The organism is Bradyrhizobium sp. WSM1743 (assembly GCF_000473065.1).
Lineage (GTDB): Bacteria > Pseudomonadota > Alphaproteobacteria > Rhizobiales > Xanthobacteraceae > Bradyrhizobium.
Map to the genome: position 1 here is coordinate 69,585 of NZ_AXAZ01000025.1, position 19,385 is coordinate 88,969.

At 61.3% G+C, this 19,385-nt stretch carries 17 protein-coding genes and 3 pseudogenes; 11 read left to right on the plus strand and 9 right to left on the minus strand.

The annotated features are described in order from the left end of the window. The first annotated feature begins 189 nt into the window (after positions 1 to 189). The 3 genes and pseudogenes from YU9_RS0117475 (at position 190) to YU9_RS51090 (ending at position 1,457) form a co-directional block, all read left to right on the plus strand. On the plus strand, positions 190 to 552 hold the full coding sequence (locus YU9_RS0117475; protein WP_036017404.1) for an FAD-binding oxidoreductase: 363 nt from the start codon (positions 190 to 192) through the stop codon (positions 550 to 552). Between the two features lie 203 nt (positions 553 to 755). Beyond that, positions 756 to 1,049: pseudogene (locus YU9_RS0117480) on the plus strand (transposase); the annotation flags it as partial. 63 nt (positions 1,050 to 1,112) lie between these two features. After that, entirely contained in the window at positions 1,113 to 1,457 is a 345-nt protein-coding gene (locus tag YU9_RS51090) for a hypothetical protein (RefSeq protein WP_198028255.1), read from the plus strand. A gap of 602 nt (positions 1,458 to 2,059) precedes the next feature. On the opposite strand, the pseudogene YU9_RS41730 reads toward YU9_RS51090, so the two are convergent. Continuing rightward, positions 2,060 to 2,945 (minus strand): annotated as a pseudogene (locus YU9_RS41730) (SDR family oxidoreductase). Between the two features lie 56 nt (positions 2,946 to 3,001). After that, entirely contained in the window at positions 3,002 to 3,745 is a 744-nt protein-coding gene (locus YU9_RS0117495) for an SDR family oxidoreductase (RefSeq protein WP_027574010.1), read from the minus strand. A gap of 117 nt (positions 3,746 to 3,862) precedes the next feature. On the opposite strand from YU9_RS0117495, the gene YU9_RS0117500 reads away from it, so the two are divergent. Continuing rightward, positions 3,863 to 4,780, plus strand: a complete 918-nt coding sequence (locus YU9_RS0117500) for a LysR family transcriptional regulator (protein WP_027574011.1) — start codon at positions 3,863 to 3,865, stop codon at positions 4,778 to 4,780. Here YU9_RS0117500 and YU9_RS47805 read toward each other — a convergent pair. Further along, the gene (locus YU9_RS47805) at positions 4,777 to 5,253 is read right to left on the minus strand and encodes a hypothetical protein (protein WP_156951952.1); all 477 of its coding nucleotides are present in this window, start codon (positions 5,251 to 5,253) and stop codon (positions 4,777 to 4,779) included. The two genes, YU9_RS0117500 and YU9_RS47805, sit on opposite strands and share 4 nt — an antisense overlap. Positions 5,254 to 5,624: 371 nt before the next feature. Here YU9_RS47805 and YU9_RS41735 point away from each other — a divergent pair, with 371 nt between their 5' ends. Beyond that, a complete protein-coding gene (locus YU9_RS41735; protein ID WP_156951953.1) occupies positions 5,625 to 6,413 on the plus strand; it encodes a caspase family protein in 789 nt (262 codons plus the stop codon). A 523-nt stretch (positions 6,414 to 6,936) separates the two neighbouring features. After that, a pseudogene (locus YU9_RS41740) lies at positions 6,937 to 7,203 on the plus strand (hypothetical protein). Here YU9_RS41740 and YU9_RS47810 read toward each other — a convergent pair. After that, positions 7,200 to 7,352: a hypothetical protein gene (locus YU9_RS47810; RefSeq protein ID WP_156951954.1), complete on the minus strand. Its 153-nt coding sequence runs from the start codon at positions 7,350 to 7,352 to the stop codon at positions 7,200 to 7,202. The pseudogene YU9_RS41740 and the gene YU9_RS47810 overlap by 4 nt on opposite strands. Positions 7,353 to 7,485: 133 nt before the next feature. Further along, positions 7,486 to 8,421, minus strand: a complete 936-nt coding sequence (locus tag YU9_RS0117530) for a LysR family transcriptional regulator (RefSeq protein ID WP_027574013.1) — start codon at positions 8,419 to 8,421, stop codon at positions 7,486 to 7,488. 144 nt (positions 8,422 to 8,565) lie between these two features. Here YU9_RS0117530 and YU9_RS0117535 point away from each other — a divergent pair, with 144 nt between their 5' ends. From YU9_RS0117535 to YU9_RS50780, 3 genes are all read left to right on the plus strand, one after another. Next, complete coding sequence (locus YU9_RS0117535) at positions 8,566 to 9,264, plus strand: pirin family protein (protein ID WP_027574014.1); 699 nt, start codon at positions 8,566 to 8,568, stop codon at positions 9,262 to 9,264. Between the two features lie 42 nt (positions 9,265 to 9,306). Then, on the plus strand, positions 9,307 to 9,906 hold the full coding sequence (gene wrbA / locus YU9_RS0117540; RefSeq protein WP_027574015.1) for an NAD(P)H:quinone oxidoreductase: 600 nt from the start codon (positions 9,307 to 9,309) through the stop codon (positions 9,904 to 9,906). 108 nt (positions 9,907 to 10,014) lie between these two features. After that, positions 10,015 to 10,149 (plus strand): hypothetical protein, encoded by a 135-nt coding sequence (locus tag YU9_RS50780; RefSeq protein ID WP_256375910.1) that lies wholly within the window; start codon positions 10,015 to 10,017, stop codon positions 10,147 to 10,149. A 3-nt stretch (positions 10,150 to 10,152) separates the two neighbouring features. Here YU9_RS50780 and YU9_RS41745 read toward each other — a convergent pair whose 3' ends face one another. From YU9_RS41745 to YU9_RS41760, 4 genes are all read right to left on the minus strand, one after another. Then, positions 10,153 to 10,611, minus strand: a complete 459-nt coding sequence (locus YU9_RS41745) for a hypothetical protein (protein WP_245266423.1) — start codon at positions 10,609 to 10,611, stop codon at positions 10,153 to 10,155. Positions 10,612 to 10,621: 10 nt separating this feature from the next. Next, a complete protein-coding gene (locus YU9_RS41750) occupies positions 10,622 to 12,670 on the minus strand; it encodes a bifunctional diguanylate cyclase/phosphodiesterase (RefSeq protein WP_245266424.1) in 2,049 nt (682 codons plus the stop codon). A gap of 9 nt (positions 12,671 to 12,679) precedes the next feature. Beyond that, on the minus strand, positions 12,680 to 13,717 hold the full coding sequence (gene dctP / locus YU9_RS41755; RefSeq protein WP_051380425.1) for a TRAP transporter substrate-binding protein DctP: 1,038 nt from the start codon (positions 13,715 to 13,717) through the stop codon (positions 12,680 to 12,682). Between the two features lie 208 nt (positions 13,718 to 13,925). Beyond that, complete coding sequence (locus YU9_RS41760; RefSeq protein WP_245266425.1) at positions 13,926 to 15,980, minus strand: MFS transporter; 2,055 nt, start codon at positions 15,978 to 15,980, stop codon at positions 13,926 to 13,928. Positions 15,981 to 16,341: 361 nt separating this feature from the next. On the opposite strand from YU9_RS41760, the gene YU9_RS41770 reads away from it, so the two are divergent. Beyond that, entirely contained in the window at positions 16,342 to 17,364 is a 1,023-nt protein-coding gene (locus YU9_RS41770) for a Ku protein (protein ID WP_198028256.1), read from the plus strand. Positions 17,365 to 17,535: 171 nt separating this feature from the next. Next, positions 17,536 to 18,657, plus strand: coding sequence for a DNA topoisomerase IB (locus YU9_RS41775; protein WP_036017445.1), 1,122 nt, complete (start codon positions 17,536 to 17,538; stop codon positions 18,655 to 18,657). Positions 18,658 to 19,385: the final 728 nt, after the last annotated feature.

A 19,385-nucleotide genomic window follows, 5' to 3' on the forward strand; every position in this document is an offset into this window, starting at 1 on the left:
GGATACGTAAGCCGCGGTTCAGATGAATCGCGGCGCAACCTTTCCTAGGGAACGGATCAATGTCGAGACAAAAGAATGCAAAGGTTACGTATCTGGTGATGACGGTCCGGAGCGACGACCGCGGTGAGGACGCTTGGCACATCATCGACGGTAGGCGCGTGCTCTCGACGGGTCTTGCACCCGACGAGCATGTCGCGGCACGAGCACTACATCTCGCTACCGCTTTCCTCCATTCAGCGCTTTCTGGATCTAGCCGGCTCGCAGGTGCGATCGTATGACGCCGACCTTGAGCTGTCCATCTACGGCCATGTCGGCGACGGCAATCTCCACTACAACGTGCTCGTTCCTGCCGGCGTCGACCGGCTGGAGTTCACCAAGCGGGTCGAAGACGGCCTGTCGCTGCAACTCCACGACGGGGCCGCGGCGCTTGGCGGCACGTTCAGCGCAGAGCACGGCGTCGGTCGATTCAAGAAGCACCTTCTGGAGCGGTACGGCGACCTCGGACGCATCGCCGCCGGATCAAGGCCGCCTTTGATCCGGCGGACATCATGAACGCCGGCGCGATCGTTCGCCCAACTGGGAGAGAAGTCTGCCTGTTGAACTATCGGCCGGTGGGTCTTCGGCCGAGATACCTCGATCAGCCAAATCGTCTTGTCCATCCAAATCGTCCCATAAAGAAAGAGCCACTCCGAAGGAGTGGCTCAGACTGCTGACAAAGTCCTCGCCAATGGCGGGGACTTTTGATTCAGTGCTGCATGCTTCGCAAACCCTCGCCGCAACAGACCGCGCTGGAGATGGTAAGTCTCGACGGTCTGGTTCCGAAGGATCACCTGCTTCGCAAGATCGATGCAGTGATCGATTTCTCCTTTATCCATGATCGGGTTGCCGGGCTTTATTGCCCGGACAACGGACGCCCGCCGCTCGATCCGACCTTGATGTTCAAGGCGCTGTTCATCGGCTACCTGTTCGGGGTGCGCTCGGAGCGGCAGCTGGTGCGCGAGATCGAGGTCAACGTCGCCTATCGCTGGTTTTTGGGTCTGAAGCTCACCGTGACTGACTGATGCCCAAATCGCTTACCTGTTCGTGCAGCGCGAGAGAGCGACGCGGTCGTCGTGGTGCTCGCCGCAACCGGCGCGAGATTCAGCCAGGTAGTCCGGATGCGGGTCGGCGACGTGCGACGCGCGCAGAGCAGGCTCATGGTCCCGGTCAGTCGCAAAACGGCATCCGAACAACTGCGAGATCGATCAAGCTTCGGCCCTGGGCTTATCGACGTCGAGACCTCAAAACCGCAGCCTGACCAGAGCGCTTGCGCCGTTCTGATCCTGACCGAGCACGTGCAGATTTCCGATGAAGTGGTGCAAGTAAGCGCCGTGACCATCGCCGTCTTCTCGCGTGCAGGCGCGATCGAGAGCGAAAAGCAAACAGCGGTGTCTAGAGCGAGGTTCTGCGAGCAATGAGGAAGGATACTAGATTGTGTGTCGCGCTACCGTCCGCATGCCTTTGATGCATTATTCGCTTCTCACTATAAGCACGCTCAATTTGCCAGCCTGAATGAGCATAAGCACGACGAAGATCTTCAGGATGCGGATAGAAACGCTCTCCGGGCAAGAATTCGCTGGAGAAATCACCTTCGCAAGTAATGGCCGCTACGACGTGCAACGTTCCTAGTGCCGCCTGGATACGTGCGTTTTCAAGAAGCGAAGCGGCTCGGGAAGGCGTAAAAAAGTGCAGTATCAGCGTGCACAGAATGAGCCCGTAACCTTGGAATTCAGGATCGCATTGGCATAGATCGTGTACAAGTCCTCTTATGGGCAATTTGTGAACCTGTGCACTCTGATGGTACCGGAAGTGCAGAGCTTGTCCTTCTTGCGACTGACTCTACGCAGTTGCGGAGGAAACCACGCGCTCCAGACCAGAAGTACGGCTCCGATCATAATCCCGCGGTAATGCGTGTCCGTTGAAGTCGGACAGCCCGCACCGTCGAACCAGTCCCATTCACGTGAACACGACAAGGCCGAAAGCGACTTGCGCTCCGCGCCTTATCGCGTTGCGACACCAATCAGACCTTTGATGCGGGTTTCAGCAGGTCTGAAAGACCCACCCGATGCAGCATCTCTGCCCGAAGACGATCGAGCACGGCGAATCCGACATCGCCCCGTCCTGCGTTGGATCGTAGTGGACCCGGAAGGGGCGCTTGCCGGATGGCGCGTTGACCACCCCGACGATCTTGCCGGCAACGGGCTCCGGATCGGCGTCATCGGGCACGATCTCTGCGAAGGCCTTCTTCACCTGCTCGCCGAACCCGGCGTAGGGGCCCGCTTCATACTCGGCCGCGCGTGCCCTGTCGTCGGGACGGCCCGAATGGGCGAAATGGTTGGTGCCCCGGGTGGAGGCACCTGGCCGATGATGAGGTTTCGATGCCCAGCGCGCCAGCTCGCGGGAGTACTGCACAGCAAGTGAATCCATTGCCGCCTTGGCCGCGAAATAGGGCGAGAGATAAGGTGGCGTGCCACCGGCCGAGCTCGAACTCGGTATCCAGACTAGCAGTCCTTCGCGCTCCGCGCGCATATGCGGCAACACCGCGATTGACGCGGTGGGTGCCGAGCACGTTGACGTCATATTGCTGGGTGAACTGCTCGGGCGTGAATGCCTCGGCCGGGCCGAACATCATGTGTCCGGCATTGTGGATGACGTCGATCCGACCGCTCTCGGCGATGATCTTATCGACGGCGGCATCGACTGACGATTCCGACTGCACATCGAGCTCGATCGATCGCAGGTCGCTCCCGGCGATCGCCGACAGCCCGGCGGCATTTTCGGCCGTTGCGACCCGCAACGTCGCGCATCGAGGCGTAGACGGTGTGTCCGGCGCGGCCCAACGCTTCAGCGGTCATCCGGCCGAAGCCACTGGAGGAGCCGGTGACGAGGACGATCTTCTTGCTCATGACGAGGTCCCTTTCTGTGTCCACATCAGGGCGGACGCAATGAGTTGGTGGGCTGATTAGATGATGCCGCCATTGGCGCGGATGACCTGGCCGTTGATCCAACTGCCGTCCGACCCGGCAAGGAAGGCGACGGCATTGGCCACGTCATCCGGTCGACCGAGGCGCTCCAACGGGGCGAGCTTGGTGAGGCTATCGATCACGCCCTGCGGCTTGCCGTCCAGGAACAAAGCGGTGGCGGTCGGTCCCGGCGCAATGGCGTTGACCGTGATGTTGCGGCCGCGCAGTTCCTTCGCGAGCACATGGGTCATGGCCTCAACGCCGGCCTTGGTGGCGGCGTAGACGCCGTAGGTCGGCTGGTAGAGTCCGACGACGCTGGACGAGAGATTGATGATGCGACCGCCTTCTCGCAGTCGCGTGGCGGCCAGCTTCATGGTGTTGCGCGGTCCCTTGAGGTTGACTGCGATGTGGGTGTCGAACAACGCGTCGTCGCCATCGGCGATTGTCGCGAGCTTCATGACGCCAGCATTGTTCACCAGTACGTCGATTCCGCCGAAGGCAGCCTCGGCGGCGTCCCACATGCGGGCAACGGCCGCCGGGTCCGAAACATCCGCCTGCGCGGTCAGGGCTTGGCCGCCCGATTTCTCGATGTCTGCAGCCAGCTTCTCGGCCTCTACCACATTGCCCGCGTAGTTGATGACAACGGTGAACCCGTCCTTTGCGAGGCGCGTGGCGATGGCCGCGCCGATGCCACGCGATGCGCCCGTTACGAGCGCGACCTTCGGGTTATTCTGATTGCTCATTGCCTATCTCCTTCTCTGCCCATCAGGGCGACGACAGGCATATGCAATCCTGGCCATGCAAAGATAATCAGGCTAAATTCGCCATTACTGTTCAGATTATCATAACAATGGATCGCGATGGATCGGCTCGACGCAATGCGCTTATTCACTCGGATCGTGGAGCGGCGCAGCTTCACCGAAGGGGCGAATGACCTGAACATTCCGCGCTCCACGGCCACGACCGTGATCAGGGCCATGGAGGATCGATTGGGCGTCCGGCTTCTCCAGCGCACAACCCGGACGGTTCGGCCGACGCTCGACGGTGAGGCCTGGTATCGCCGCTGCCTGGCGATCCTCGAAGATCTGGAGGATGCCGAAGGCGCATTCGCCGGTGCGGAGCCCAAGGGCATGCTCCGCGTCGAGGTGCAGGGCACGCTGGCGCGCCATTTCCTGATGCCGGGCCTGCCGGATTTCTTCGCCCGTTTTCCCGGGATCCAGCTGTCGATGAGCGAGCGCGATCGCTGGGTCGATCTGGTGCAGGAAGGGGTCGATTGCGCACTGCGCTATGGCTCACTGCCCGACAGCGATCTGGCCGTGCGGCAGGTGGCGTTGCTGGATCGTGTGACCTGCGCCAGCCCTGCCTATATCGCTCGCTTTGGCGCACCCGAACGGCTGGAGGATCTGGCCCATCATCGCTTGGTCGGAATCCGGCGCTTGAGCACAGGAGCGCTGACGCCGGTCGTGTTTCAGACGAGAGACGGCCCGCAGACCGTCGAGATGGCCGCGCCCTTCTCGGTCACCGGACCGGAAAGCTATCTGCTCGGGGTGCAGCTTGGACTGGGACTGGCTCAGCTTCCTCGTTTCCACGTCGAGAACGATCTCGCCAGTGGTGGATTGGTGGAGCTGTTGAAGGATACACCGCCACGGCCGGAGCCCGTGTCACTGCTTTATCCACGCAGCCGCCAGTTGTCGCCGCGTGTGCGCGTCTTCCTCGATTGGGCGGCGCGGCGGTTCAGCGACAGGGATCGGGCTATTCCCAGCCTAGCGGCTGACTAGAGCGGGATGGATCTAGTCTGAATTGAGTTGGGATTCCCAAAGCCTTTCTCTTCCTGACTAAATACTCGCCGGACCTGAACCCGATCGAACAGATCTTTGCCGCGTCGAGGGCGATTCGTTCCGTGAAGCAGCGCCGGATGACATTCGCGTTCGCTGGGAACGAAGGCGCAGCGCGTCCATTGCTCGGAATCGTTTGCGAGGTCGGCCAAATGTGCACGGTTCAGAGGCACCGACAGCGAGCACGCGGTCGTCGAAATATCGGCGGTAACGTTTCTGATTGCAGTTGCCCTCGGTCTCGTGTTGGTGTGCGCCACGTCCCGCAGAGCGGCAACTGGATGATGGCGCGACCGGGCGTCGGCGTCTTCGATCACCATCGCCTGCTCGTCGATAAGAATGACGTCCTTGCTATGGTGCTCGTCGACATAGCGAGCGATACCGTCCCGAACCCAGCTGCCGCCGGTCTTGATATCCAAATATCCAACTGTTTGCCCGCCTCGATCAGCGCGTTGCGGTCGTTAGGGGCGCCCGTGTCAATGAGAAGCTGGCGGCCGGAAATCCTGCGCGAGCTGGAGTCGATCGGCCAAAGATGATTTCCCGACCGCCACGGGACCTGAAATCGCGATGATGTAACGCACCAACCCCTCCGCGCCAGTATTACACCAGGCGAATCTGACGCAATTTCCGACAGATAGCGCTCATACGCCAAGCATCGCGCCTTGCAACCTAGTGCTTTCCCAGGGCACGAGAGCGTGGCCAAATTTAGAAACGATGAGTTTACATTGTTTCTATTTAAGCTTAGCAAGAACTTGAGCATGTTGTGTGCGGAGACCAACAGGAGGCTCAAATGAAACGGGTGCACTCCTTGACACATATCGCCGCAGTAGGCTCCCTTACAATTCTGTTGTCGGTCGGATTCTCTAATGCGATGCGATATGAGGCTGTGAAGAAGCTCGTGCCTCAGACCCACAGCCTGATCGAAGGCGCCAAAGCAGATGAGCGCGAGAGCAATCAGCTGGCCCTTATCGTCGACGATTCGAACTATCCGGACGCGGAGGCTCCGCTAGACCAAACAGCGCATGACGCGACGGGTTTGGCAGCCGCCCTCAACGGGAAGGGCTTCTCGGTCGACTTGCTCGCAAACGGCACGCGCGCGCAGACGCTCGCCGCCACCGAACGGCTGAAAGCGAAGGTGCGCCCTGGTTCAACCGTCCTGGTCTACTTCCGTGGATATGCCATCCAATCCCGGGGTAAGAATTACATGATTCCTGTCGATGCGAAGATCTGGGACGAGGCTGATGTTCGCCACGAAGGGTTGAGCATCGATGAACTTCTGTCCACACTGAAAGCTCTCGGCGCTCACACTCGGCTCGTCGCGATCGATGCTTCACGTCGCAATCCGTACGAACGACGGTTCAGGAGCTACTCGCACGGACTAGCGCCGATCCAACCGAGCGAAGCCGAAGCGATTCTGACCTCCGCTGCGCCCAACGTCGTAGTGGACGACTTCGACGAATTAAAGTCGCGTTTCATGGCCACCCTCGTGCAGCAAATTAGCTCCTCAACCCGCCCTATTGCCGAAATCTTCGAAAAAACGAGCATGGCGTGGGCTGCGGCTCTCAGAACGGCCAAGTAGCGTTCCCTTAGTGAGGCCTAACGAACTAGATTAGCATCGCGTATGCAGCAATGGCTCGCGCTCAACAGCGAGTCAACTTCCAACGACTCGCTGGCGCGGTCGAGCAACTCAACTGTAGTGAACCGCAAGTCGGGGCCGCCAACATTTTCGAGGGCATGGATTCTGTATTCGCTCGTTCCTTAGACGAAGTGGTTGGTCTCGCCGGCTGAGTAGACACCTTCGGCATTCCATCTGCGTGCGATTGCGCTCGACCTGGCGTCACCGGCCGGGATTTTGAGCACCGAGAGGACGGCGTGATCGGCGCCTCCGGCGATCTTGTCCTCGCACAATTTCGTGCGTAGGCCCTGCGCAACTCGCACTTGTCGATTCAATGGACGCAGGGACGGCTTGTTCCTCAGTCGGCACAGCGGGGAACACGTGGAAAAGCAGAGCCCCAGGGATTTGGAATCCCTGTCCTGTGGTAGCAGCGCGGAACGCACGGCGACCGACAAGGATTCGTCGAAGGGGCCAAGGAGCGATTTCGATGTTGATGTACAAGGAAAGGCGGCCCGCGATCCGGATGCTGCGCGGCTGGGCGATCTCGGTGCTGCAGGAGGCCGGTGCCATCCACGAGTGAGCGGCGCACGGGTGGATGCAGGACCGCGCCGACCCGCACGCTCGCGAGCGGGCCTTCGACATCGCACGGCAGGATCCGTCGACCGGCTTCTCTCCGGAGGACGCTGTCGCCGAGGTCCACGATGTTCTGGATTCGATCGGCGATTCCTGTCCGGAGTGCCCGTCCGAGGCCTAAGCCGTCTCTTCTCTCGGCTCGCGGCCGAACCGCACCTGCAGGCGAGTGAGTACGATCCACGCCAGTGCGGCGTTGATCCATCTCTGCCCTTCGGCTTCGCCGGCGAGCTTCATCGTCGCCATCGATGGCGTGAAGGTGGAGTAGTTCAACAGCGTCGTTGCGAGCGCAGCGAAGCAATCCAGAATCTTTCCGCGGAGGACTTCGGATTGTTTCCGCCTTCGCCAAGGCTTCGGCGGACAAGTCGCTGCGCTCGCAATGACGGGATCGTTGAAGCAGTTCGTCTTACGACGCCTTAGCTTTCCCGCGCGGCTTCCGCTTGCAGGTGCCGGGCAGCTTGGCTGCGAGGAAATCGCCGAGGGCTTCGACGCGCGCGGGCCGCGGGCCGCCGGGCGGGGTGACGAGGTGCACGGCGCCTTCGGCCTGTTTCCAGTCTTTCAGGATCACTTCGACCGCGCCGGACGAAATCGCATCGCCGACGATGAATTCAGGGAGCTCCGCAATGCCAAGGCCCGCGATTAGCGAGGGCATCACGGCTTCGCCGTTGTTGACGCGAAGCTGGCCGCCGGGGCGGACGCTGGCCTGTTCGCCGGCCGAATTGGTGTAGTGCCAGAGATTGGGCGTCGAGAGATAGGCGTAGCTGAAGCATTTGTGCTGGGCGAGATGCATCGGATGCGTCGGCCGGCCGTACTTCTTCAAGTAAGACGGCGCCGCCACCGTGAAGCGCGGCATGGTGAAGAGGGTGCGCGCGATCAGCGAGGAATCCGGCAGCCGCGCGATCCGCACCGCCATGTCGAACCCTTCGCCAATCAGATCGACAGTCGCATCGCTCAGGTGCAGGTCGACCGACACTTCCGGATAGGTCTCGAAGAACTCCGGCAACAGCGGCGCCACCGCCTTGATGCCGAACGTCATGGGCACCGCGAGCCGCACCAGGCCGCGCGGCGCCACCGATTGCGCCAGCGCCTCGTTCTCCGCGGCCTCGCCATCGGCCAGGAGCCGCGTGGCGCGATCGGCGAGCTTGTGGCCGGCATCAGTAAGCGCGAGGCGGCGCGAGGTTCGGTTGAACAGGCGAGCCCCTAATCGCTCCTCCAGGCGGGTGACCGCCTTCGACACCGTGGCCTTGGACATCGCGAGCTCGCTTGCGGCCCCCGCAAACGACCGTAATTCCACGACTTTTGCGAAGATCGCGAGCGCCTCGAAATCGGGGAGTTTTGCCATGGCGACAGTCCGTAAGGGATATACTGGGAAACAATGCGTTTCAACAGTTTCTATTTCTATACCACAGGCCGCGGCTTATCTAGCGGGTCACAGACGTTCATCGGGTTCGGCACCTGATCACCCCAAGGGCAAGGAATTCTGCACATGATCGAACTCAGACCTTTCGCAAAACTCGGCGGCGCCGATCACGGCTGGCTGAAGGCAAAACATCATTTCTCCTTCGCCAGCCATTATGACCCGAACAATATGGGCCACGGCACGTTGCGCGTGTGGAACGACGACGAGATCGCCCCGAACACCGGCTTTCCCGCTCACCCCCACGCTAACATGGAGATCATCACCTATGTGCGTGAGGGCGCGATCACCCATCAGGACAGCCTCGGCAATAAGGGCCGCACTGAGGCGGGCGACGTGCAGGTGATGAGCGCCGGCAGCGGCATCCGTCACTCCGAATACAATCTCGAGCCGACCAAGACCCGAATCTTCCAGATCTGGATCGAGCCGACTGCGCGCGGCGGCCAGCCGACCTGGGGATCGAAGCCGTTCCCCAAGGCCAATCGCTCGGGCAAGCTCGTCACCATTGCGAGTGGTCGTGCCGAAGACACGGACGCGCTGCCGATCCGTGCCGACGCGCGGGTGCTCGCGACCACGCTGAAGGCCGGCGAGAGCGCCGAGTACGAGCCGCAGACGGCCCGACACCTCTACCTCGTGCCCGCCGCCGGCGCGGTCGAGATCAACGGCGTGCGCGTCAATGCCCGTGACGGCGCCGCGATCCGCGACGAAGAAAAGCTGAGGATCACGGCGCTCGAAGATTCGGAGCTCGTGCTCGTCGACGCTGCATAACACTTCAACTCATCATCTCACTCAAACCCGACGGAGACCACCATGACCAAAGTTCTCGTCCTCTATTATTCCTCCTATGGCCACATCGAAGCGATGGCCAATGCCGTCGCTGAAGGTGCGCGCGAAGCCGGCGCCACCGTCGACATCAAGCGCGTGCCTGAGCTGGTGCCGGCCGAAGTCGCAAAGGCCGCGCATTACAAGGTCGATCAGGCTGCGCCGATCGCCAAGGTCGAGGACCTCGCCAATTACGACGCGATCATCGTCGGCACCGGTACGCGCTTCGGCCGCATGTCCTCGCAGATGGCGAACTTCCTGGACCAGGCCGGCGGGCTGTGGGCCAAGGGCGCCCTGCACGGCAAGGTCGGCGGCGCCTTCACCTCGACCGCGACCCAGCATGGCGGCCAGGAGACGACGCTGTTCTCCATCATCACAAACTTGTTGCATTTCGGCATGGTGATCGTCGGCATGAACTACGGCTTTGCCGGCCAGATGAAGCTCGACGAAATTACCGGCGGCGCGCCCTATGGCGCGACCACGATCACCGGCGGCGACGGCAGCCGCCAGCCCAGCGCCAACGAGCTCGCCGGCGCGCGCTATCAGGGGCGCGTGGTCGCGGAGACCGCGAAGAAGCTGCACGGTTAGGCCTGGGGTTCAATGATCTGCTGCACGGCAGATACGACGCGGGCGGCATTCTTCTCACGGGAATGCCGCCCCATCTATCTGAACACGAACGACAGGGCTCTACGACCAATGGCTTTCGAACTTCTCTTGATCGCACAGATGATCCGCAAGCCGGTCCAGGCGCTTGCGCGCCGCTGGTATTGCCGCAGCCTGTTCCGCGCCTCGCGCGGCCGTTTCCACTGCGCGGAGTGCACTGGACGGTAGCAGTCACGCCTGCGTGATGTCCGCGTGCGGCGGAATGCTGACGACAGGCGCAGATGCGAGCGCCGTTGAAAGACACCAGCCGTCGCCAGCGAACCAGCAGGTCTCGTGGGGCTCGTCTTCTCGCCGCAGCGACTGCACGCTCTCCCATCCCTTCGCGAACGCCTCGGCTAAGCGCCGCGCGGCCTCCGCATCCTGAAGTCCGGCGCGGCCGATGAACTGGGCCCGGCTCAGGAATTTGGCGGGCCAAGCCGCGCCCTGCTCCGGGCGCGTGATCATTAACATGCCGCCGAGCATGCCCTCCGGCGGCAGCGGAAACACCAGCCGGCCGCCGGGCCGCAACGCCTCCAGCCATTCCGTAGCCGGCTGCGCCGCGCCGGCACAGACATAGATCACGTCGACATCAGGCAGGTCGGAGGCAACGCCCGAGCGCTCGCGCAGCTCGGCATTAGCGAGGTCCTTCAAATTTTCGCGCTTATACCGCCAGATGCTCTTGAATGATCGAGGCGACGTCGGTCGCCGGAGCCGGACGACCGAAGAAGAAGCCCTGCACCTGATCGGCGTTGGCGTCGTACAGAAAATCGACCTGATTGGCGGTCTCAACGCCCTCGACGGTCACGCGCTTGTGCAGTTCGCGCCCGAGCGCGATGATCGCCCTCACCACCGTCTCGACCTTGCCGGCTGAGCCTTCGTAGCCCTGCATGAAGCTGCGGTCGATCTTGATCTTGTCGAACGGGAACTGCCACAGGTAGCTCAAGCTCGAATAGCCGGTCCCGAAATCGTCCATGACGATGGCAACGCCCATCTCCTTCAACCTGCCAAGCTCTTCCGTGGTGTGGTCGTTGTTGCGGAGGAGTAGCGATTCAGTGATCTCGAGTTCGAGGCGATGTGGTTCGAGTCCGGTTTCGGTCAGCACAGTCTCAACCATGTGGCTGATACTTTTCATTTCGAACTGGGATGACGACAGATTGACCGCCACGGTCAAGCTTCGCGGCCACGTCATCGCCGCGCGGCACGCCTCGCGCAATACCCAGATGCCGACCTTGTCCATAAGCCGCATCTCTTCGATCATCGGGATGAAAGTCGCTGTCGGCATCATGCTGCCGTCCGGCCGCGGAAGCCGCAGCAGCGCCTCGAAACCGACCAGGCGCCCGTCTCTTATCTCAAAGACCGGCTGATAGTACAGCACGAAGCGCTCGTTGGCGATCGCATCGCGAATGGTGCTCTCAAGCCCCAGACGTTGCTTGAATGCCTCGTCCATTTCCGGCGAAAAGAAACGAATACAATTGCGTCCCTCGGTTTTGCCGTTGTAGAGCGCGAGATCGGCGGATTTGAGCAGCTGCTCCCGCGTAACGCCATCGCTCGGCGTGCGCGCGATACCGATGGTGAACCCGACCGTAATCTCCTGCTGCTTGTACCAGATCGGTGGTGTCAGCGCGCTCATGAGACGCTCCGCAAACGCTTCTGCTTGCTGCTTGCTGCGGAGCCCGGTCTGCACCACGACAAATTCGTCGCCGCCCAGACGCGCGATCGTGTCGCCCGCTCGAACGACTTCGCGCAGGCGTTGAGCCACCGTGCGCAGCAGGAAATCACCGCCGTCATGACCGAACCAATCGTTGACCTGCTTGAAGCGGTCGAGGTCGATGAAATGCAGGGCAAGCTGCGCGCCGGTGGAAGGTAGTACGGCCAGTGCATCGTCCAGGCGCTCAATTAGACGAGCGCGATGGGCGAGGCCGGTCAATTCATCATGATGCGCAAGATAGCGGATGCGACGGTCGGCCTGCTGCTTTTCCTTCGTGCGGCGATACCAGGCGATTCCCGGCACGCCGAAAGCAACTCCGACCAGGATACAAAGCACCGGCGCGGCGGCGAGGACGCCGTTATGGAGGCGGTTCCGTACCTGGGTCTCGTCCACATAGGCGCCGACCACCGCGACGGTCTCGCCTCCCACGACGGCCGGGATAAACGCCTCCGCGAAATAACCCGGCCGGTCCGGCGAACTCGTCGTGTTCATGGCCACCACGACTTGCCCGGTCGTCGCCGCGCGCCCCGCCTCGGCGCTTCGTTCCGAAAGATCTATGAGCGTGATCCTGTCGCGGCTCGAAACGAGTTGCGAGTATCCCTCGCGATTGAAAATGATGTAGCGGAACACCACCTCCGATTTGCGTGCGGTCTGAAAGAATTTCATGCTGGCTGCGGACGGCTGCTCTCCGGCAGCGATCTGCTCTAAGTCGGTCACATTTGCCCCAATGAACTGCGTCCAGTCACGCGCAGTTGCTATGGCGTGCGCATTCATCAGGCGGTCCGTCGCCACCTGGATGATTGCCCAGGTGCCGGCGAACAGGACAACAAGGACCATGACAAGCAGACCGACGCCGACGCGCAGGGAGAGGTTTGGTATGCTGGTCGCGAAGGATCTGATTGCGACGGATGGAATTTGGCCAGGTTGAGCTTGAGCTTCGCCAAGGCCGCGGTTGGCGGCAGCAGCGCCGCGATGACGGCCAAATATGCGGATACCGAACAAGAGGGTTCCCTATTGCCTGCCGCGAGGCTCGTTGGCGTTTGAGCGCTCCTGCCGCAGCTTGAGAAGCTCGGCCTTGGCCGCCTGTAACAGTTCGCGGTTGCGCTCGCTTGAGCTTGCCCAGTGATCGATAACCCTGTCGAAGACCTGCTGTGCCGTCTCACGATCGGCCGCCGATGGAAAAACCAGGGTGCGCTTGGGATCGGATTTGAGCTGCTGCATCACCGCCTCGTCGCCGGCGTCATAAGCCGCGATGAAGCGCTCGGCTGCCCATTGCCCGCTATAGGCGCGGATGATGTCTTGCGTCTGCACCGGCAGCGCCTCGAACCGCTTGCGGTTCATGAGCGTGAGCAGAGGCGCTCCGCTCGTTCCGAGAAAGTAATGATACGGCGTGACTCGCTTGATGCCGTAATCCGACAGCGGTGTGGGACTGACGACGGCGGCATCGAGCTTGCCGCTACTGATCGCTTCCGCGATCTTTGTGATCGGCATCAGTACCGGGATGGCACCAAGCTTCTCGAGCACAGCGCCCTCGCGCGGATTGTTGATGCGAATTCGCTTGCCGGACAGGTCCGCGAGAGACTTGATCGGAACGTGACTATGAATGGTCTCCGGTTCGGTGACACAGGCGGCAATCACATAAAAATCATCGTAGCCGCGCAGCATATTTTGCGCGATCAACCGAGTGTAAACGAGCGTGGCTTCGCGGCTATCATGGTACAGGCCCGGCAATTCAAGCACGGCATTGTCAGGGAACAGATCGGGCGAGACACCGGGAACGGCAAAGGTGATGTCGGCGGCGCCGCCGCGAACAAGTTGCGACTGCATGGCAACGTCTTTGCCAAGCGCGCCGCTGAAGAAGAACTCGAATTGGACCGCGCCATTGGCCGCGGAACCAATGGCATCGGTGAATGGCTTGACCGCCCCCCGAAAGCTCATGGACTGGTCGGACGAGTAGAATGCAACCTTCAGCTTGATCGGTTCGGCAATCAGCGACGACGGGAGCAGGCTCAAACTAACGATAGCTAGGGAGGCAAACAGGTTTTGCATCGTGCGTCCTCTCAGGGGCTAGATCTCCAACGTCCTTCGTTTCTTCCTGATAAGCGTGCGGCGGAATCCGATGGTCCGGGTTCCTTCACGACAGTTCGCGAACATTCTTGCCATACGATCCCGCTATCACAACTCCAGGCGATAACCCCATCGCGCCTCAACCGCCATTTAAACAACGGCAGTCACAGCAATCAATGCGGCCCCCGGATTAGAGCACCGCGCAGGCCGCTCGCCGGGTTCCACTAACCAACACAGCGATGTTCGATGGATCGCTTCGAACTCCGGCCAAATGCGCCAAAACGTTTGCCCGCGGTCGGGGGCTGAATAACCACGCTCTCGGCCGGCAGATGCTCCGGCGACGAAACCAAGGCGGGTTTCGCACCCATTTTGACCACGTGCGGCAACGTGCGTGCATGGACCAGAGGTTCTTAAACATCGCCCTGTTCACCGCGCGCGCGACCGCATCGTTCGCCCGCGTCAAGATCCCAGTGAAGAGCTTGCGGATCAGGAGGTCACGCTCAAGCGATGACGGCAGATTGAACCGCACGCCGATGGACTGCCCCCGGCGTTGCATCAGGGTCGCGTCGATCCAGCCCACTTGCGCGAAGTGCACGCGCAGCGGCGCTCCAAGGCCAAAGGTGACGCCGGAATCGGCGAGAATGCCGGCGCCGGCAAGCGAGATATCCTTGATTTGACCCGACAGCTGCTCGCCGCCTTTCGTGTTGATCAAGATCGGCTCGTCGATTTCGAAGCGTTCTTCGGTACGCCCCATCCGCGCCTGCAGCGAGGTCATGCAGACGAAGAACAGCACGACGATGTTCACGACCGACCAGAAGGCGACCATCGGCAATGCGGCCGGATGATCGATGATCCGCCATTCCGGGATGGTGTTCAGAACCAGACCGACAACAGTCAGCGCTATAAGAGCCGCCGACGGCCAGAATATGTCCGCGGCGTAGCTTGCGCACCGCGCTGCAGCACCCTTGGGCGTCACCCTGAACGCATGTCCCTTCGGCTTGACGAGAGTCCCGAGCACCGTCGGCAGGAGCTTGAAGCTTTGGATAGTCGCCGACACTTGCGCGGCGAGCGGAAAATGTTCGTGCGGCGCGAACCAGGAGATGCCGCCGTTGAGCGCCAGGATCGCGGGGAACAAGTAATAGAAGACCGACTCAGGGGTGACGTCGACGACAGGCACTAGCCCAGTCCACATGAACACGATCGGAACCACCACGACCGCGAGCGCGCGCAGGCCCAGTGAGAGCCAATGCGTCGGAAAGAAGAGGAGCCGTTGCATCAAGCCCAGTCCGGGGCCGAGCGGGCCGGCGGCGAGATACAGCGTCTGGATCGCGCCACGCGCCCAGCGTTGCCGCTGCACGAAAAAGGCATCGAGACTTTCTGGGGCCAAGCCGATCGCCAGCGGTTCGCGAAGATATCGAGTTATGTACCCTTTGCGTAGCAGGACCAGCGTCAGCAGGATGTCTTCCGTAATGGACTGGGTCGGCAAAGGCATCTCCGACTGCGTGGAGTGCTCCACGCCGAGTGACGGAGTTGGAACCACAACAGAAGGCTCCATCCCAGCCGTCGCGCGCGGCTGGGACACGCTGATCAGGGCTTTCACCTCTGACACAGCGAAGGACGGCGACCGCTGCGATCGGGCTTGCCCAGGTAGCAATGCAGTGGCGCTAGCGGCGGCGATCAGGAAGGCAGCGTTCATCCAGATAACCGGAGTGAGATCGGCTGGGCTTACGAGTTGTCCGGCGATCAGTGTTCCCAGAACGAAAGCCGCGGAGGCAGCCCCCCGTATCCACCCGTACTCAAATGGCCTCCCCGCGAACCGAGGCCTCGCTGCATTGACCGATAACGCATCGGCGATCGAGGTGGTGGGGGCAAGAGCGGCAGCCTGAACCAACGCAACAAGAAGCAAGAACCAGAATTTATCGGCCCAAAGCAATGCGAGGGCTGCTGCGGCCGCCACGGCAGCACAGCCCGCGAGCACGAGGCGCAATGATCCGAGCCGGTCCGCCAGCACAGCAACTAACGGTCCAAACCCGAGCCGCGTCAGCATTGCGGCGGCCAGGATTAGACCGATCTGCTGAGACGCCAGAGCTCGCGTTTCGAAAAATTTTGGCCAGAACGGAGACGCGGCGCCGAATGCCGCGTAGAGGACGACGTAGAGGACTATATAGGCGATTGGTGAGGGAATGCGCACCGAGTCCTTATCGGTTGCTTTATAGCCTGCATGGTGTGCGAACGCTGGTGCCAAGGCGCAAGTCAGATCGGAGCACTGGCTCCAAAAGCTAACTTGGCCGCACGGACCACTCGGATCAAGTCGATCCGCACGCCGTATCGCGAACTGTCGCCTCCGTCTCTGTTGTGCCAGCACTCCCCCGAACGAGTGCTGTAGGTAAGTCATGCCGACCAACGCCTACTTCGGTCTCCACTCAGCTAGTCAGGAGGAAAGGACCTCACTTGAGCCGCTGATCTGGGAACTTCGAGTGATGCCGGCGCGGTGACACGATGGACGATTCTCAAGCGCTTGAAACTCCCGTCCATTCCGGCCGTTAATTCCGCAGCCTTTGCCTGTCGGCTTGGCGTTTGTACCCCCTGTTGCGTTGGAGTTTCCGGTGCCAGCCTCCCGATCCTACTGGAAGGGCTATCTGAAGCTGTCCTTCGTCTCATGTCCGATCGCGCTCTTTCCCGCAATCTCGGCGGCCGAGCGTATCTCGTTTCGGCAGGTCAACCGGCGAACGGGCCATCGCCTCAAACACAGACTGATCGATTCTGTCACGGGCCAAACCGTTGGTGCAGCAGACAAGGCGCGGGGGTACGAGGTCGGTGAAAACGACTTTCTGCTGGTCGAGGACCGAGACCTTGAGCGCGCGAGACGCGTGCGCCCAGGGCCTGGTGAGGAGGAGCTTGCCCCGCCACCCCACCGGATAAGCCCGCCAACCGTTCCCGCTGACCTTGGCGACACGGCCGACGAAGGCGCCTCCGACTATGACGATGAAGACGAGGAGCAGGAGGAGACCGTCCCTCTCCCGCGTCCGCAGAATACGCGTACGATCCAGATCGAACGCTTCCTTCCCGCAGGGCAGATCGATGCGCGATATTTTGAGAAGCCGTATTACATCGTGCCGCGCGAGGAGATCAGTCAAGAATCGTTTGCGGTGATTCGAGACGCAATGAGCCAGGAGGACGTTGTCGGACTTGCGCGCGTGGTGCTATCCTTGCGCGAGAGGCCAGTTCTGCTCGAACCGGCAGGTCGCGGCCTTCTCGGTGTGACGCTGCGGTTCGCGCAAGACATCCGAAATGAGGCGGACTATTTCAGCGAAATTCCGGAAATGAAGCTACCGTCCGAAATGATGAAGCTCGCGCAGCACATCATCCGGACGAGGTCGGCCGATTTCGATCCTGCTATGCTGGAGGATCACTACCGCAGAGCGCTCGTGCGCATCCTGCGCAGCAAGCAGGCGAAACGCCCAGTGCAGCCGCCATCGAGCAAGCCATCACGCGAGAACGTCATCAACCTCATGGACGCGCTGCGCCGAAGCGTCGCCGCCGAGCGTCCCGCCCAGCCTGCGGGCCGGCGCGGCACGGGGAAACGGCCCCCCGCAAAGCGCGGCGCGCGCCACCACAAAGCCGGATGACCCGACGCCCGCCTTGCTTCATACGCGCCGATCGTCGCCATTGCTAACATTAACTCCCTCTAGGCTTGGGATCAGGTCGACAGCTCAGGCCGTCATGCCTCCATCAAACCCTTATGGAACCGCCGTTCATTGCAAAAGTTCATTTAGCGCACGAAAGGAGCCGGTGTGTTGCTGGTCGAGCCACCTGATAGCGCGCAGGCGATCGTCGACCCGCGGGATGCCGCCGAATCTGCGGGTCTCAGATATGTTTCCGACGAACGACCGGGTATTCGGCGCAAGAAGGTGGGGACCGGCTTCAGCTACCTTCGTCCCGATGGCTCAAGGCTCATCGAGCGCGACGCGCTGAAGCGGATCAGGGCACTGGCGATCCCGCCCGCCTGGACCGACGTGTGGATTTGCCCGTTTCCGAGTGGCCACATCCAAGCGACCGGCCGTGACGCAAAGGGACGCAAGCAATATCGCTACCATGCGCGTTTCCGGGAGGTACGGGAGAGTACGAAATACGAGCATGTGGTTGCGTTTGCCGACGCGCTACCTTCCATCCGAAAAACAGTTCGCGAGCACATGGCATTGCGCGGCCTGCTGCGGGAAAAAGTTCTGGCAACGGTCGTGCATCTCCTGGAGACCACGCTGATCCGCGTGGGGAATGATGATTACGCCAGGCAGAACAACAGCTATGGCCTGACCACGCTCAAGAATCGACACGTCGCGGTCGAGAAAAACGAGGTGCGTTTCCGCTTCACAGGCAAGAGCGGCAAGCAGTGGTCGTTGCGTGTACGAGACCGACGCGTCGCTAAGATCATCCGGGCCTGTCAGGAGTTACCAGGGCAGGAGCTGCTTCAGTACCTCGACGAACAAGGCAATTGCCGGGATGTCACGTCAACCGACGTCAATAAGTACCTCAATGAAATCACAGGAAAGGACATCACAGCCAAAGATTTCCGAACCTGGGGCGGGACCGTGCTGGCGGCCATGGCCCTGAATGAACTTCGGAGCTTTGACAGCGCCGCGCAGGCCAAGCGCAATCTTCGCAGTGCGATCGAAAAAGTCTCCGCACGGCTCGGCAACACGACCACGATCTGCAGGAAGTGCTACATCCACCCGGAGGTGCTGAACTGCTACTTGGACGGCAACCTGGTTCTCCAGGTCAAGTCACAAGCCGAGACCGAGCTTCGGAACGCGGTGGAAAATCTAAAGCCCGAGGAAGCCGCCGTGCTCGCGTTGCTGCGCGGTCGGCTCGCCAAAGAGGCGGAGCAGCCGTACGGCGCCGATGCCGCCATCCAGCAGCAGTAAGGCCTGTAGCCAATAGTATTGAGGAGCGAATCGTCCAATTTGGTAATTAGGACCGGCAGACAGCGCGGAGCGATTCGATGCTGGAAATGGTCCTTCTGATGGTGGCCATTGGCGCCACAACAATTGGAGTTATCGTAGCCCTGTACGAGACCAGGGCTGCGATAGATCGGAAGCGCATCGGACGGTAAGGCCGCCTGCTTTGGGAGGCTCTGCGCGAAGACATCATGCTCGCATGACCGCATTGACAACGATCAGGAAGCACGGAGCCATTCTCGACACCGACAGCTATGAGCTCCGCTTCGCCGATGGCCGGCCCAGCGTGTATATTACTTGGACGACATGCCGAGCCGCCGCCTTCGGCCGAATGTGCTGACGCGTGAGCAGGCCGAGGGCAAAGCCAAGACGATCGCCCGCACCGAACGATACAAGCTCACTGGACGCGGCGCATGAAACTCGTTGAGGCACCCCTCCGCCAAACCGGAAGCCGCCGCCCGCCAGCTCGTCCAGCTCGCCACCAGCGTCGAGCCGGTTCAGGACGGCCGCATCCACATTGAAAAGATCATTTCTTTACACGCTCACAGCCAGCGGCGAGGAGTTTGGCGCCGGCATTCGTTACCCGGTTGAGCACGGCTGGCTGATGATCCACGAGAGCTGGACGTACGTGAAGCTACTGACGTGACTGCTCTCGCGGCATGTCAGCACATCTTCACTATTGCCGCCCTTTTGCT

What these genes read in the sequence shown, in the direction of transcription:
- YU9_RS0117475 (WP_036017404.1), top strand. Translation starts at nt 190, where the DNA reads ATGTCGCGGCACGAGCACTACATCTCGCTACCGCTTTCCTCCATTCAG.
- YU9_RS0117495 (WP_027574010.1), bottom strand. Translation starts at nt 3,745, where the DNA reads ATGAGCAATCAGAATAACCCGAAGGTCGCGCTCGTAACGGGCGCATCG.
- YU9_RS0117500 (WP_027574011.1), top strand. Translation starts at nt 3,863, where the DNA reads ATGGATCGGCTCGACGCAATGCGCTTATTCACTCGGATCGTGGAGCGG.
- YU9_RS41735 (WP_156951953.1), top strand. Translation starts at nt 5,625, where the DNA reads ATGAAACGGGTGCACTCCTTGACACATATCGCCGCAGTAGGCTCCCTT.
- YU9_RS0117530 (WP_027574013.1), bottom strand. Translation starts at nt 8,421, where the DNA reads ATGGCAAAACTCCCCGATTTCGAGGCGCTCGCGATCTTCGCAAAAGTC.
- YU9_RS0117535 (WP_027574014.1), top strand. Translation starts at nt 8,566, where the DNA reads ATGATCGAACTCAGACCTTTCGCAAAACTCGGCGGCGCCGATCACGGC.
- wrbA (WP_027574015.1), top strand. Translation starts at nt 9,307, where the DNA reads ATGACCAAAGTTCTCGTCCTCTATTATTCCTCCTATGGCCACATCGAA.
- YU9_RS50780 (WP_256375910.1), top strand. Translation starts at nt 10,015, where the DNA reads ATGGCTTTCGAACTTCTCTTGATCGCACAGATGATCCGCAAGCCGGTC.
- dctP (WP_051380425.1), bottom strand. Translation starts at nt 13,717, where the DNA reads ATGCAAAACCTGTTTGCCTCCCTAGCTATCGTTAGTTTGAGCCTGCTC.